Below are 12,481 nucleotides of genomic sequence, written 5' to 3' on the forward strand. Positions count from 1 at the left end.
TTTAAAAGAAAGGAAGTACGCCTCTCATAAAAAGAGTTCCGCCTATTTTAAGAAACTTCATCTATATATAAGGCGTAGCAGAGAAGGAGCTGAGGACTCTAAGAGGAAAGAAAAAGTGAAGAAATGAAATTAAATGACTTTCTTCAAAAAAACAGACTGGCATTTCCTTTCGAAAAATGATATTATATTAAAGTCTGATTTATGTTTATAATGTTTGGAGGGAAAATAGATGCGCGTAAACGTTACATTAGCTTGCACTGAAACTGGTGACCGTAATTACATTACAACTAAAAACAAGCGTAATAACCCAGATCGTCTTGAGTTAAAAAAATACAGCCCAAGACTTAAAAAAGTTACACTTCATCGTGAAACAAAGTAAGCAGTAGGAGTACAATCCTGCTGTTTTTTTTTATAGGGGGGAATTAAAATGAAATCTCATCTGCGCAAAGAGATGAAGCGCGTTCTTAATTTAATTTCTGAAGAGCAGCACGAGGCACATTCAACGAGCATAGCAAATGCACTGTATGAAACTTGTTTATGGAAAGAGGCTAGAGTCATTGCAGCTACGGTTTCAAGAAATAAAGAAGTTAGTACGAAAGCCATCATTGAACGGGCTTGGAAAGATGGAAAGAAAGTAGCTGTTCCAAAATGCAACCCCACAACATCTCAAATGGTTTTCTACGAGATTACGAATTTTTCACAGCTTGAAACAGTGTACTACGGGTTAGCCGAACCAATTGTTGAAGAAACGGTTCCCATTTCAAAATCTTCAATTGATTTACTCCTTGTGCCTGGCGTGGTATATAGCAAGAATGGATATCGTATCGGCTATGGAGGCGGCTATTACGATCGTTATTTAACAGATTATACCGGACAGAAGCTAAGCCTTGCGTTTGATTGTCAAGTCGTTTCAGAGGTTCCATATGAATCTCATGATATTCCCGTTGAATATATTTTGACAGAGAAGGAGCTTATTTGCTGTGAATCCGTTTGATGCTGTCATGATAATCGTGATATTGCTCATGGCAGGAGCGGGCTACATAGCAAAAGCACTGACAGTATCGGGAGCCTGCATGTCTTTCATCGTAGGAGCGAGCGTTTATATCGGTTTTTCGCTTCAAGGTTTTTTACTCTTACTCTTATTTTTTAGCACTTCTACGTTGTGTAGTAAGTATAAAAAAGAAAAAAAACGCGCATTAGAAGAAAAGCTAGAGAAGCACGACAGGCGAGATTACATTCAAGTCCTTGCTAATGGAGGTGTAGCTGCTGCTTGCGGTTTGTTATATGCTGCAACAGCTTTGCCTGTTTACATGTGGATGTTTATGATTAGTATCTCAGCTGCTAATGCTGACACATGGGCATCTGAAATAGGGTCTCTTAGTAAGAAGCCGCCGTTTTACATTTGGACGTTAAAGAGAGTAGAAGCGGGTACTTCAGGAGCCGTTTCACTTTTAGGTACAGCAGCCGGAGCAGCCGGAGCTTTTCTTATTGCTGCCGCTTGTTATTTTGCTTTTCCATCCGTATCGCTGAGTAGTATATTGCTAGTTGGGTGCTTTGGTTTTATTGGAAACGCTATAGACACTCTTCTTGGAGCAAGTGTGCAAGTTCGCTTTCGCTGTCAAAGCTGCGGTATTGAAACGGAACGGAAAGATCATTGCGGCAAGCCAACCGTAAAAGAAAAAGGAATAACGTTCTTTAACAATGATGTTGTGAATCTTGCCGCTATTTTGCTTGCTGCTTTTACAGGCGGAATCCTTATCCTGCTTTTACCTATATAAGAGCATAAAATGTTCGTCATAGGAGCAAAGTAAACGTAAGGAGGCTTGAAAATGAGACATATTGTATTAGTACTTACGCTTTTAGTTGTTGGAACGCTGGGCTACCAAATGAGATACCGTGTTTTAAATTCGCTGTTTGGAAATTCATTTATCCGCAGTCTAGCTGTTCGTTCATTTTTTAATTTGCCGTTTGTTCGGGATCGTTTAATGAAGCAGGTCTTTCGCTAAGAGCGAAAGATACATAAAAAACACCTTACAGACATGTAAGGTGTTTTTTCGTAGAAAAAGAAAAAGGGAAAATCGTTGCTTTTTTCCTGGCTTTCTGCCATCTTTACATATAGAGAGTGTGAGGAGGTGACTATTTGTCTAGGCAAGATTTTTATTATTTGCAGGTGGCACAGCAATTGCTTGGCCATTCTTCATATGAGCTGATTTCGATGAAAGCTGATGCTTCAGAGCTATGGTTTCAATCTCACTATCGCAAAGATAAGTCAATAATCCGCATAGTCCGCCGTAATTTCAAATCAGTCGTTGAGCAGCAAAAAGATGTATTGTATGCATTACAAAGAGCTGAGAATGTGCGAAAGCAGAGCGGTAAATCAACGCTTACTCTTAACACAATTTACTTTGCTGATTTTGATCCTTTTTATACAGAGCAGTCCTTAGAAAGTGCGCCGAGTCCCTCTAAAGTGAATAGTTATGTTGAACAACTAACGGCAGAGAAAGCAAGCGCTTATGAACCTCTATTCGAACGGCTGGGTCTTACATTAGAAAGCGCAGACAATTTCTCTTCCGAAGAAGAGGCTGAGCAGATAGAACAGTGGAAACATAAAATTGTGCTTTTTGTGCAGAAAAAACAAAGCGAAGAACAGCAAATAGCTGGATACGGAAAGCCTATTTTTACATATATATTTTTAGCGATGCAAATCTTAATGTTTCTATTTCTGGAGTGGAAAAGCAGTACGCAAAATACACTCACTCTGATTCAATACGGAGCTAAATATAACCCCTTAATGATAGAAGGCGAATGGTGGCGTTTTTTTACACCTATAATTTTGCATATAGGACTTCTGCATTTGCTTATGAATAGTGTAGCCCTGTATTATTTAGGAACGCTTGTAGAGAGGATATATGGCAGCGGGCGTTTTGTCTTTATTTATATATTTGCCGGGTTTGCAGGATCTCTAGGAAGTTTTATATGGAATACGTCTATTTCCGCAGGAGCCTCAGGGGCCATTTTCGGTTGCTTTGGAGCTTTACTGTTTTTAGCAAGAACAAATCCACGCTTCTTTTTTCGAACAATGGGATCGAGTTTCATTGTCATCATTGTGATTAACTTGATTTTTGGATTTGTTGCGCCGAACGTCGATAATGCAGGGCATATTGGCGGTTTGATTGGCGGATTTTTAGCTGCAAGCATCGTTAGTTTACCGAAACAAAAAAAGCTGTATATTCAGATTCCGGCTTTCATTTGCACGCTTTTATTAGTAGGAAGTCTGCTTTTTTACGGATATCATGAGCGTTCTGTTTATCAAGATGAGCCATATGCACTCAGCGTAGCGGCTACGTATCTTCAGCAGAAGCAGTATGAAGAAGCAAAAGACGCCATCAAGCTTTTTATTGAAAAAGGGACAAGCAATAGTGACATATATTTTATCAGTGCTAGCGCAGAATTTTATCTTGGAAATTATAAAGAAGCTAAACAGCAATTGAATCAGGCTGTAAAGTATGATTCAACTTTTCATGAGGCGTATTACAATTTAGCTTTGGTGAATATAAAATTGAATGATATTACAGCGGCCACACAAAATATCGACAAAGCAATTGCGCTTGAACCACAAAGTAAAAAATATGAAAAGCTGAAGCGACAGCTAGAAAATTAAAACTGTTGAATGACGAATTTAATATTTTATACTTTACTATTGTGAGAACGTTTACTAGAATATTAATATGTAGACCTAGCAGTGGGCGTTAAATACGGCCGCTGTTTATGACTGAATGACTGTTGAGTTATCTCAAAATAAATGAATCATATCACCTAGAAAATAGGATAAAGGTGACAGAATGAATACGTTATATGATGTACAACAATTATTAAAGTCCTTCGGCATTTTTATATACGTAGGCGATCGTACTGCTGATTTAGAGCTGATGGAAGCGGAAGTAAAAGAATTATATCAGTCTAATTTGATTGATGTACGTGATTACCAAATGGCAATTCTTTTGCTTCGTCGAGAGTTAAAACAACAAAAAGAGAAAAAGGATGAATGAACATGGATGACAAATGGTTAGTTGGAGTTGATTTAGGCGGTACAACAATAAAAATGGCCTTTATTAATCATTATGGAGAAATCATTCACAAGTGGGAAATTAATACGGATGTGAGCGAGCAAGGCCGTAAAATTCCAACAGATATTGCAAAAGCAATTGATAAAAAGTTAAACGATCTTGGAGAAGTAAAGTCAAGGTTGGTGGGAATTGGTATTGGTGCACCGGGGCCTGTCAACTTTGCAAACGGTTCGATTGAAGTAGCTGTCAATTTAGGTTGGGAAAAATTCCCTATTAAAGATATCTTGGAAGTAGAAACTTCTCTTCCTGTTGTAGTAGACAATGATGCAAACATTGCAGCGATAGGAGAAATGTGGAAAGGTGCTGGAGACGGAGCAAAAGATTTGCTGTGCGTTACGCTTGGCACAGGTGTTGGCGGCGGTGTCATTGCCAACGGTGAAATTGTACAAGGCGTAAATGGAGCAGCTGGTGAGATTGGCCACATCACATCTATTCCTGAAGGCGGGGCACCGTGTAACTGCGGCAAAACCGGCTGTTTAGAAACAATTGCTTCAGCAACTGGAATTGTACGTTTAACGATGGAAGAGTTAACGGAAACGGACAAACCAAGTGAGCTTCGCACAGTGTTAGAACAAAACGGACAAGTTACATCTAAAGATGTATTTGATGCAGCTCGTTCAAAAGACGAGTTAGCTATGCATGTTGTAGATAAAGTTGCCTTTCATTTAGGCCTAGCACTAGCAAACTCTGCTAATGCATTAAACCCTGAGAAAATCGTTCTAGGTGGCGGTGTGTCTCGTGCAGGCGAGGTATTACTTGCACCGGTAAGAGATTATTTCAAACGTTTTGCATTTCCTCGCGTAGCGCAAGGTGCTGAACTAGCAATCGCTACTTTAGGAAACGATGCGGGAATTATTGGAGGAGCTTGGTTAGTTAAATCTTATTTTGAATAATAAGCATGAATCTAACTGAGATAAAAAAGCGCTTTGACTAAATGTCAAAGCGCTTTTTTATCATGCATCTTTTCAATCTTTACATATACATAGTGTAAAGGAGTGAAGATTATGCGAATTATAGATATCCAAAAGCCTTACGATTACAAGCGAACCATAAAAGACATACAAACACTTTTGACTTATTATCCCTATGGTTCTCTTGAATGGATAGGGTGCAGCGTGCTTGGAAAGCCGATTCCTCATATTTTAATTGGAAACGGAAAGAGAAAGGTTCATATCAATGCGTCGTTTCATGCTAATGAATGGATTACGACAAATGTTCTTCTACAGTTTATGGAAGATTATTTAGCTGCTCTTCATTATGATCAGGCGTTGAACGGGCAAGATTCAAGAGCTCTTTTTAATCAAATTACGCTTTCTGCAGTTCCAATTGTTAACCCAGACGGAGTAGATCTGGTCTTAAAAGGTCCTGGTGTAGGCGAACCTTATGCGTCGTTTCTTTCTAAAATAGGGAGAGATTTTCCAGATTTTCAAAGCTGGAAAGCAAATATCCGAGGGGTGGACTTAAACAATCAGTTTCCGGCTTATTGGGAAATCGAAAAAAAGCGTAAAGAACCTAAAGCGCCGCATTATCGAGATTTTCCAGGCTATGAATCTCTCTCTGAACCTGAAGCTCAGGCAATGGTAAAACTCGTTGAGCGTCATGATTTTGATTGTGTGATTGCTTTACATACCCAAGGAGAAGAATTTTATTGGGGGTATATGAATGAAGAGCCTGAGGAAGCAGAGGAAATAGCAAGCTATTTTGAAAGGGTAAGCGGTTATAAAGCTGTCAAAACGATTGATAGCCACGCGGGATTTAAGGATTGGTTTATTTTAGAAAAGAAAAAGCTGGGGTTCACCCTAGAATTGGGGAAAGGGATTAATCCGCTGCCTTTATCTCAAATATCGCGCGTATATAATCCGACTAAAGCTATTTTAGTTGCGGCAATGGATTATCTGTCTATTTAAAAAGCCACGCAAAGCATATGCTTTGCATGGCTTTTTTAATGATGTACCGCCGGATAGCCGTGATGTATGATGGTCATCACGGTAAACCATCCGAATACACCGAATGTTAGTACCGAAAAACCAATGCCTAATATGTTTTTATTTCTCAAAGATGAAATAGCTGCAAATACGCCTAGCAATGTTGTTAGTGCAAAAATAATCATAAGACCCACTCGAAGAAACCTCCTTTAGGTAACTTAAAATTAAAGCGCTATCATTAGCTTATCCCTTCAATTGTAAAACTTTTCTAACCGTTTGTCGAGATGAAAACCAATCTTTCTTTTGCTTCTTTGGCTTAGAAAGGTCCTTACTTTCATTTATAAGATGATGTGTGTATGATAATGCATATAACGGAAATAAATTTACACAAGGAGGACACATTATGAACTATCATCGTATACCGCTAGGACCTATTCAAACGAATTGTTATGTCGTTGCTAACGAAAAAAAAGAATGTTTAATTTTTGATCCGGGAGCTCAGGGAAAACAGCTCGTTGAATTTCTCGAAAAACAAACGTATAAACCATTAGCTATTTTGCTGACACACGCTCATTTCGATCACATTGGAGGAGTAGATGAGGTGATGAATCACTACTCTATCCCGCTTTATGTACATAAAAACGAAAAAGAATGGCTTCATAATAGTGACTTAAACGGGTCGAAATTTTTTGACCTAGGAGAAATTACAGCTCCAGATGCAACCGATATTATTTCATCAGAAGGCAATTTAACAATCGGTTCATTCCAATTTGAGGTGTATGAAACGCCTGGTCATTCTCCTGGCAGCGTTTCATATTATTTCAAACCGGGTAACTTTGTAGTGTCTGGTGACGCGCTTTTTGCAGGCGGCATCGGGCGCACAGATTTACCTGGAGGTAACCAAGCCCAGCTGTTAGAAAGCATCGAATCAAAATTGCTGTCCCTTCCAGAAGATACGCTTGTACTAAGCGGTCACGGACCTGAAACAACTGTGGGACACGAAATGGATCAAAATCCTTTTCTAAATGGGTTTTAAGAATACAAAAAGCGATGGAAGCCCATCGCTTTTCTCTTTACTGTCCTGGTGTCATCATAAAAGTTGACCAGTACGTGAACCCCACAAAAAAGACGGTCAAATATGCTCCAAAAACGTAAATGTACATTCTTTCAGACAGCTTTAAATAACTAAGAATTACAAAAAAGCCTGTTTGAGCTAAAAAGAGTAAAGAAGTCTTATGCATGTGACCGAGGTAAAACATTACAGTGAAAATTGCTGTCCAGAACCCCATTACACGGTACATTCGTTCCACGTCCATTTCCTCCTTTATCAAACTTAGTTAGTGTCATGATGAATGTCATCGCTGTGTAAGCACTAGAAAGCACTTATGAAACTATATCGATACTTTTCCATTATAATACATCCTTTCTTTCCTGAAAACGCTATCTTTTCCTTGAAATACGACAGAAGAAAAAAAGTTATACAAAACGTATGCAAAATACTATACAAAAGTTATACAAAACGTGTACAATGTATATAAACAATCTATAACTAAAAAACGGGAGGGTTTCATATGGAAGAAATTAAATTTTATACGTACCCGAGCTGTACATCATGTCGTAAAACGAAAAAGTGGCTAGTGAAGGAAGATGTAAATTTTAAAGAGCGTCATTTATTTAGAGAAACACCTACTCATAAAGAAATGCTTGAACTTCTTTCTATGACAACAGAAGGGATGGATGAACTTCTTGCTAAAAGAAGTCAGGAATATAAAAAGTTAAATGTTGATGTGGACAGCATGACGTTATCACAAGTAGTCAATCTATTAATTGAACATCCTCGTTTGCTTCGCCGCCCCATTTTAACGGATGGCAAAAAGCTTGTAGTAGGTTATAACGAATCTGCACTTAAAAATTTGGTCAAGAAAAAAACAAGTCTTGCGTCTCTAGTTGTGTAAGCATACATGATGAAGAAGCTCAATTCAGTAAATAACGAATAAAACGACAGCGTAGAGTTTTACATCACGTTGTCTTTTTTTACGTAATCGTTTAGAGGTGTACAGAAGTTGTACATCGTGTACAAGGACTGAAGCGAAGAAAAGAAGCGTATACGAAAAAAATTATAAAAATGAAAAAAGAAGAAGGAAAATCTCGAAAAAGGTCGAAATTACTGTTTCTAGGTGTTTTAAGAATCATCTTCATTACAAATAAAGGAGTGATGATCGTTTGACCGAAATTGAACAGTTTGCTACTTACGTTATACGAGATGCATGTGAGTGTCGAAGTTCTGATGTGCATATTGTGCCCCGAAAGAAAGATGCTGTGATTCAGCTGCGAATTGACCAGGAGCTTATTTTAAAGAGGGTTATTTCAAAGGAAATGTCTGAACGGCTCATTTCGCATTTTAAATTTTTAGGGGGAATGGATATTGGGGAGCGCAGAAAACCTCAAAATGGTGCATTGACCACTTCCGTTGATCACTATCAAGTAAATTTGCGTTTATCAACTCTTCCTACTTCTCATGATGAAAGTCTTGTTATTCGGCTTTTGCCTCATCAACAATCTACCTCTCTCAAACATTTATCTCTTTTTCCTGAACATACTAAAAAGCTTATTTCTCTCTTGAAATTCTCTCATGGATTAATTATTTTTACCGGTCCTACAGGATCAGGTAAAACCACTACTCTATATACTCTTTTACACGAAGTAAAGCACCTTTTTAATCGAAATGTTATTACACTAGAAGATCCTATTGAAAAACCGAGTGAAACCGTGCTTCAAGTGCAGGTAAATGAACGCGCAGGGATTACGTATACGACTGGTTTAAAAGCTATATTGCGCCATGATCCAGACATTATCATGGTGGGAGAAATAAGAGATAGTGAGACCGCCAAAATTGCTGTGAGAGCAGCGCTTACGGGACACTTGGTTTTGACAACGATGCATACTAAAGATACAAAAGGATCTTTGTACAGGCTGCTTGAGTTTGGCGTTAGCTTTCAAGAAATGGAGCAGACTCTTGTAGCAGTAGCTGCACAGCGTCTTGTAGAAATTCGCTGTCCGCTGTGTTCGGGAAAATGCCACCCTGCTTGTAAAAAAATGAGGAAGCATCGTCAGTCCAGTATATACGAATTGCTTTATGGCAAGGAGCTTAGCGCAGTGATGAGAGAAGTGAAAGGAGAAAATGCGGATTATGATTATAAGACGCTCCGAGATGTTATTCTAAAAGGAATCGCGCTAGGCTATTTATATCCGCATTCGCTAGACGGATGGGGGTAAAGACAAATAGACAAAAAAGGTGGTCTCTCGCTCAGCAAGCAAAAATTCTTAAGCAGGTCTCCAAGCTCTTAGAAAAAGGCTACACTCTTTCTCAAGCTCTTTCATTTTTGACGTTTCAAGTATCTAACAAAGAAAAAACGGATATTGAAAAATGTCTTGAGCAGTTAAAACGAGGAGAATCTTTGCACGATGCTTTTGTTAAACTTCAGTTTCACCGTGATATTTTAAGCTATTTATATTTTGCGGAACAGCATGGAAACCTTCAATTTGCTTTAAAAGAAAGTAGCTCAATGATTGAAGAAAAAGTAAGGCATCGTAAAAAATTTCAAAAGCTTGTTCAATATCCCGTATTGCTACTTCTGTTTATTCTTTCCATTTTATTTGTTTTAAGTACGGTTTTACTTCCGCAGTTTGAAGCTCTGTACTTATCCTTTGGAAACAAGCAGTCTTCGTTTATCCTCTTATTTATGCAGGCGATGTCGTTCTTTCCTTTTGTGTTACCTGCAGTCATCAGTATGCCAATCATCCTTTATTTGTTTTATGTAATTTACATTAAAAAATTGCCTCCAGTAGTTCAAATGCAGCTTTTTATGAGAGTTCCCGTTATCCGAACGTTCACACGGCTATTTAACTCCTACTTTTTTTCTGTTCATATGAGCAATTTATTAAACGGTGGTTTATCTATTTATGAATGTTTTGCTCTTTTTCAAAAGCAGGAGCATCATCCGTTCTTTCAAGTGGAAGCTTTTGCTTTTACAGATCAACTTTCCTCAGGAATGCGATTAGATCATATCGTTTCAGCTAAATCTCATTATGAAAAAGACTTGGCTCATGTTATTGTGCATGGCCAGCAGAACGGTGAGCTTTCTCAAGAGCTGTATGATTACAGTCTATTTATGATGGAAAGAATGGAACAATTTATTTTTCGTATTTTAAAATATGTACAGCCGCTTACATTTTTGTTCATCGGAATGGTCATTCTGCTTATGTATATGTCCGTTATGCTTCCGATGTTAGAAGTGATGTCGAGCTTGTAGAAGGGTGAAAGAATATGATTCTAAAAAGTAATAAAGGGTTTACCCTTATTGAAATGTTAATCGTTATGCTCGTTATCACCGTGCTTTTGCTCATTATGATTCCAAATGTATTAAAGCATAATACGGTTATTAACAACAAAGGCTGCTCAGCTCTTGTCAAAACCGTAGAGGCTGAGGTACAAGTATATGAGCTTGAAAACGGCGAAAAACCAAGTCTAGAAGAGCTTGAAGCAGGAGGCTACTTAAAAGAAGGCACCGTGTGTCCAAATGGTCAAGCTATTCAAATTGACGGTACCGGAAAGGTTACGGCTAGTGGTTCTTCTTAAGCAAAAAGGATTTACCCTCATTGAGATGCTGATGGTTTTATTTATTGTGCAAGTGATGATGTTTTCCATTATCGTAACCATTCGGCCGCTTGTGGAATATTACAAAATCACATTATTCTTGCGACAGCTGCAAAGCGACACGTTTTATGTGCAGCAGACAGCCATGAATCGAGAATCTCCAATTAAAATTAACTTTGCACCGAAGGGAACAGAATATATTGTTTCTGATTCTCGTGCCGTTCTTTATAAGCGCGCCTATGACTCCACCATTCATATCACGTTTGGAAGCGGCAATTCCACGATACAATACAACAAAAACGGCAATATTTCTCAAGCAAAGACCATTTTTATCAGCAGTCAAAAGTTTAAATACAAAGTTACTTTTCAAATAGGTAGAGGGCGTTTTTATGTGGACAAGATGTAAGGGTCAGCAGGGCTATACCTTGTTAGAAATGCTTGTTTCATTTAGCATGCTTTTACTCCTAACCGGTACAATTATTCCTTTGTATGTTCAGATGAAGGAAGAAGAAAAGAAGCAATATGTTTCGTATCAAGCTGATGCTATCTTACACGAAGAACTATTGAAATATAAATATGAAACAGGATATAAACGGCGAGAAAAAATCGTAAAAGAAAACGTTGTGTTTTATCTGAAGTGGAACGGAGAAAGTGCTCAAAAGCTTTGTGTAGAATGGACAGATTCCGCTGATAAAATGAAAAAGAAGTGTGATGTGATGTTGAAGTGAAAAGTGAAAAAGGCTTTACGCTTGTAGAGATGTTAGTCAGTTTTGGTCTTTTTTTGATCATTGTTTCATTTTTCCCCATTATCATTCCGCTAGCTAAGCAAACATATAATCCAGACTTTAGTATGAATGAAATGGAGTGGGAAATTTTTGTGAATCAACTTGCTATGGAATATCGAGAAGCAAAAGAAGTGAGAATTCATGCGACTACGCTTACGTTGAAAATGGAAAATAATCAGATCATCACTTATGAACGATACGAAGACAAGATAAGAAGACGAGTGGATGAAAGCGGTCATGAAGTTGTGCTGCAGCATATTAAGAATATCATGTATGAACAGCAAAAAGAAAGGCTGCTGATTCGTTCAACAGATGGTGTTAACAAAGTTAGAGAAGAAACCATTACGACGTTTTTGATGCTTGCTTATGAAACATAATGAGCAAGGGTTTATTCTCCCGGTTGTGTTGGCATTTTGTGCGCTTTTTCTTCTGTTAGTAGCTCAGCAAACTACTTATTTTGTGACGAAAAGTTCATTTTATCAAGAAGTAGAGCAGAAAAATCGTCTGCAGCATCTTTTAGAAAACGCGGTTGTACATGTAAAAAAAGAAATAAAAGAACATAATAAATCTCCATCTGCACCCTTAGTGTTAGAAACGGGTACGGTTTCATACGACGTAGTAAGTGAAGATGAACAGATGATTATCCTAAAAATAAAGTGTCAAACACTGCAAGGAAGAGCATTGACAGAAACCGCATATATTCAAAAAAAGGACCAGCACATTGTGAAGTGGACGGATTAAGTCTCTTTCTCTCCGGATATAATAGTGCTGAGGAGATGATTATATGAAAACGAATGATTATGTAAAATATATGACTCAGCAATTTGTACAATATATGGATCAGCCAAAAGAAGAGAGGAAAACGAAAAAGATTCAAAAAAAAGAAGAGCGAGCACCTTTTGCGAACAGATGGTTTGGAATGATTCCGCTGTCGTTTATGCTGTGGTACCGAAAGAAAAAAGAAAGATGAGCATATCATATGCTCAT

At 38.0% G+C, this 12,481-nt stretch carries 20 protein-coding genes; 18 read left to right on the forward strand and 2 right to left on the reverse strand.

Translation table 11 applies throughout. The annotated features are described in order from the left end of the window. The first annotated feature begins 229 nt into the window (after window positions 1–229). From rpmG to ACNHOZ_RS02120, 8 genes are all read left to right on the forward strand, one after another. Window positions 230–379 carry a 50S ribosomal protein L33 gene (gene rpmG, locus ACNHOZ_RS02085; RefSeq protein WP_013059189.1) on the forward strand — a complete coding sequence of 50 codons (150 nt, stop codon included), beginning with the start codon at window positions 230–232 and terminating at the stop codon, window positions 377–379. Window positions 380–427: 48 nt separating this feature from the next. Then, window positions 428–994, forward strand: coding sequence for a 5-formyltetrahydrofolate cyclo-ligase (locus ACNHOZ_RS02090; RefSeq protein WP_048019749.1), 567 nt, complete (start codon window positions 428–430; stop codon window positions 992–994). Further along, window positions 981–1,778, forward strand: a complete 798-nt coding sequence (locus ACNHOZ_RS02095) for a DUF92 domain-containing protein (RefSeq protein ID WP_047749836.1) — start codon at window positions 981–983, stop codon at window positions 1,776–1,778. The genes ACNHOZ_RS02090 and ACNHOZ_RS02095 overlap by 14 nt, the downstream gene beginning before the upstream one ends. 51 nt (window positions 1,779–1,829) lie before the next feature. Then, complete coding sequence (locus ACNHOZ_RS02100; RefSeq protein WP_013059186.1) at window positions 1,830–2,006, forward strand: hypothetical protein; 177 nt, start codon at window positions 1,830–1,832, stop codon at window positions 2,004–2,006. A gap of 134 nt (window positions 2,007–2,140) precedes the next feature. Further along, entirely contained in the window at window positions 2,141–3,661 is a 1,521-nt protein-coding gene (locus tag ACNHOZ_RS02105; protein WP_048019750.1) for a rhomboid family protein, read from the forward strand. A gap of 181 nt (window positions 3,662–3,842) precedes the next feature. Then, on the forward strand, window positions 3,843–4,049 hold the full coding sequence (locus tag ACNHOZ_RS02110; RefSeq protein ID WP_028411617.1) for a YqgQ family protein: 207 nt from the start codon (window positions 3,843–3,845) through the stop codon (window positions 4,047–4,049). A 2-nt stretch (window positions 4,050–4,051) separates the two neighbouring features. Continuing rightward, complete coding sequence (locus ACNHOZ_RS02115; RefSeq protein ID WP_013059183.1) at window positions 4,052–5,020, forward strand: ROK family glucokinase; 969 nt, start codon at window positions 4,052–4,054, stop codon at window positions 5,018–5,020. Window positions 5,021–5,131: 111 nt separating this feature from the next. Next, a complete protein-coding gene (locus ACNHOZ_RS02120; protein ID WP_028411615.1) occupies window positions 5,132–6,034 on the forward strand; it encodes a M14 family metallopeptidase in 903 nt (300 codons plus the stop codon). A gap of 35 nt (window positions 6,035–6,069) precedes the next feature. On the opposite strand, the gene ACNHOZ_RS02125 is transcribed toward ACNHOZ_RS02120, so the two are convergent. Next, window positions 6,070–6,246, reverse strand: a complete 177-nt coding sequence (locus tag ACNHOZ_RS02125; RefSeq protein WP_028411614.1) for a DUF2759 domain-containing protein — start codon at window positions 6,244–6,246, stop codon at window positions 6,070–6,072. A gap of 209 nt (window positions 6,247–6,455) precedes the next feature. On the opposite strand from ACNHOZ_RS02125, the gene ACNHOZ_RS02130 reads away from it, so the two are divergent. After that, window positions 6,456–7,088: an MBL fold metallo-hydrolase gene (locus ACNHOZ_RS02130; protein WP_028411613.1), complete on the forward strand. Its 633-nt coding sequence runs from the start codon at window positions 6,456–6,458 to the stop codon at window positions 7,086–7,088. A gap of 37 nt (window positions 7,089–7,125) precedes the next feature. Here ACNHOZ_RS02130 and ACNHOZ_RS02135 read toward each other — a convergent pair whose 3' ends face one another. Further along, the gene (locus tag ACNHOZ_RS02135; RefSeq protein ID WP_013059179.1) at window positions 7,126–7,362 is read right to left on the reverse strand and encodes a DUF2626 domain-containing protein; all 237 of its coding nucleotides are present in this window, start codon (window positions 7,360–7,362) and stop codon (window positions 7,126–7,128) included. A gap of 261 nt (window positions 7,363–7,623) precedes the next feature. Here ACNHOZ_RS02135 and ACNHOZ_RS02140 point away from each other — a divergent pair, with 261 nt between their 5' ends. From ACNHOZ_RS02140 to ACNHOZ_RS02180, 9 genes are all read left to right on the forward strand, one after another. Further along, entirely contained in the window at window positions 7,624–8,007 is a 384-nt protein-coding gene (locus tag ACNHOZ_RS02140) for a Spx/MgsR family RNA polymerase-binding regulatory protein (protein ID WP_028411612.1), read from the forward strand. A gap of 268 nt (window positions 8,008–8,275) precedes the next feature. Next, window positions 8,276–9,328: a competence type IV pilus ATPase ComGA gene (gene comGA, locus ACNHOZ_RS02145; RefSeq protein ID WP_028411611.1), complete on the forward strand. Its 1,053-nt coding sequence runs from the start codon at window positions 8,276–8,278 to the stop codon at window positions 9,326–9,328. Further along, the gene (comGB, locus tag ACNHOZ_RS02150; RefSeq protein ID WP_033579696.1) at window positions 9,319–10,365 is read left to right on the forward strand and encodes a competence type IV pilus assembly protein ComGB; all 1,047 of its coding nucleotides are present in this window, start codon (window positions 9,319–9,321) and stop codon (window positions 10,363–10,365) included. The genes comGA and comGB overlap by 10 nt, the downstream gene beginning before the upstream one ends. 14 nt (window positions 10,366–10,379) lie before the next feature. Next, a complete protein-coding gene (gene comGC, locus ACNHOZ_RS02155) occupies window positions 10,380–10,691 on the forward strand; it encodes a competence type IV pilus major pilin ComGC (RefSeq protein ID WP_221832012.1) in 312 nt (103 codons plus the stop codon). Further along, a complete protein-coding gene (gene comGD, locus ACNHOZ_RS02160) occupies window positions 10,678–11,115 on the forward strand; it encodes a competence type IV pilus minor pilin ComGD (RefSeq protein WP_016765559.1) in 438 nt (145 codons plus the stop codon). Before comGC ends, comGD begins: the two co-directional genes overlap by 14 nt. Further along, window positions 11,099–11,437: a type II secretion system protein gene (locus ACNHOZ_RS02165; protein WP_033579698.1), complete on the forward strand. Its 339-nt coding sequence runs from the start codon at window positions 11,099–11,101 to the stop codon at window positions 11,435–11,437. Before comGD ends, ACNHOZ_RS02165 begins: the two co-directional genes overlap by 17 nt. Beyond that, on the forward strand, window positions 11,434–11,871 hold the full coding sequence (comGF, locus tag ACNHOZ_RS02170; RefSeq protein ID WP_048019759.1) for a competence type IV pilus minor pilin ComGF: 438 nt from the start codon (window positions 11,434–11,436) through the stop codon (window positions 11,869–11,871). The genes ACNHOZ_RS02165 and comGF overlap by 4 nt, the downstream gene beginning before the upstream one ends. Then, the gene (gene comGG / locus ACNHOZ_RS02175) at window positions 11,861–12,235 is read left to right on the forward strand and encodes a competence type IV pilus minor pilin ComGG (protein WP_033579700.1); all 375 of its coding nucleotides are present in this window, start codon (window positions 11,861–11,863) and stop codon (window positions 12,233–12,235) included. The genes comGF and comGG overlap by 11 nt, the downstream gene beginning before the upstream one ends. A gap of 43 nt (window positions 12,236–12,278) precedes the next feature. Continuing rightward, window positions 12,279–12,464, forward strand: coding sequence for a YqzE family protein (locus ACNHOZ_RS02180; RefSeq protein WP_013059170.1), 186 nt, complete (start codon window positions 12,279–12,281; stop codon window positions 12,462–12,464). Window positions 12,465–12,481 lie beyond the last annotated feature (17 nt).

This window comes from Priestia sp. D51 (genome assembly GCF_053345675.1).

What these genes read in the sequence shown, in the direction of transcription:
- ACNHOZ_RS02165 (WP_033579698.1), top strand. Translation starts at nt 11,099, where the DNA reads ATGTGGACAAGATGTAAGGGTCAGCAGGGCTATACCTTGTTAGAAATG.
- comGC (WP_221832012.1), top strand. Translation starts at nt 10,380, where the DNA reads ATGATTCTAAAAAGTAATAAAGGGTTTACCCTTATTGAAATGTTAATC.
- ACNHOZ_RS02110 (WP_028411617.1), top strand. Translation starts at nt 3,843, where the DNA reads ATGAATACGTTATATGATGTACAACAATTATTAAAGTCCTTCGGCATT.
- rpmG (WP_013059189.1), top strand. Translation starts at nt 230, where the DNA reads ATGCGCGTAAACGTTACATTAGCTTGCACTGAAACTGGTGACCGTAAT.
- ACNHOZ_RS02130 (WP_028411613.1), top strand. Translation starts at nt 6,456, where the DNA reads ATGAACTATCATCGTATACCGCTAGGACCTATTCAAACGAATTGTTAT.
- ACNHOZ_RS02115 (WP_013059183.1), top strand. Translation starts at nt 4,052, where the DNA reads ATGGATGACAAATGGTTAGTTGGAGTTGATTTAGGCGGTACAACAATA.
- ACNHOZ_RS02090 (WP_048019749.1), top strand. Translation starts at nt 428, where the DNA reads ATGAAATCTCATCTGCGCAAAGAGATGAAGCGCGTTCTTAATTTAATT.
- comGG (WP_033579700.1), top strand. Translation starts at nt 11,861, where the DNA reads ATGAAACATAATGAGCAAGGGTTTATTCTCCCGGTTGTGTTGGCATTT.
- ACNHOZ_RS02180 (WP_013059170.1), top strand. Translation starts at nt 12,279, where the DNA reads ATGAAAACGAATGATTATGTAAAATATATGACTCAGCAATTTGTACAA.
- ACNHOZ_RS02140 (WP_028411612.1), top strand. Translation starts at nt 7,624, where the DNA reads ATGGAAGAAATTAAATTTTATACGTACCCGAGCTGTACATCATGTCGT.
- ACNHOZ_RS02100 (WP_013059186.1), top strand. Translation starts at nt 1,830, where the DNA reads ATGAGACATATTGTATTAGTACTTACGCTTTTAGTTGTTGGAACGCTG.
- ACNHOZ_RS02120 (WP_028411615.1), top strand. Translation starts at nt 5,132, where the DNA reads ATGCGAATTATAGATATCCAAAAGCCTTACGATTACAAGCGAACCATA.
- comGB (WP_033579696.1), top strand. Translation starts at nt 9,319, where the DNA reads ATGGGGGTAAAGACAAATAGACAAAAAAGGTGGTCTCTCGCTCAGCAA.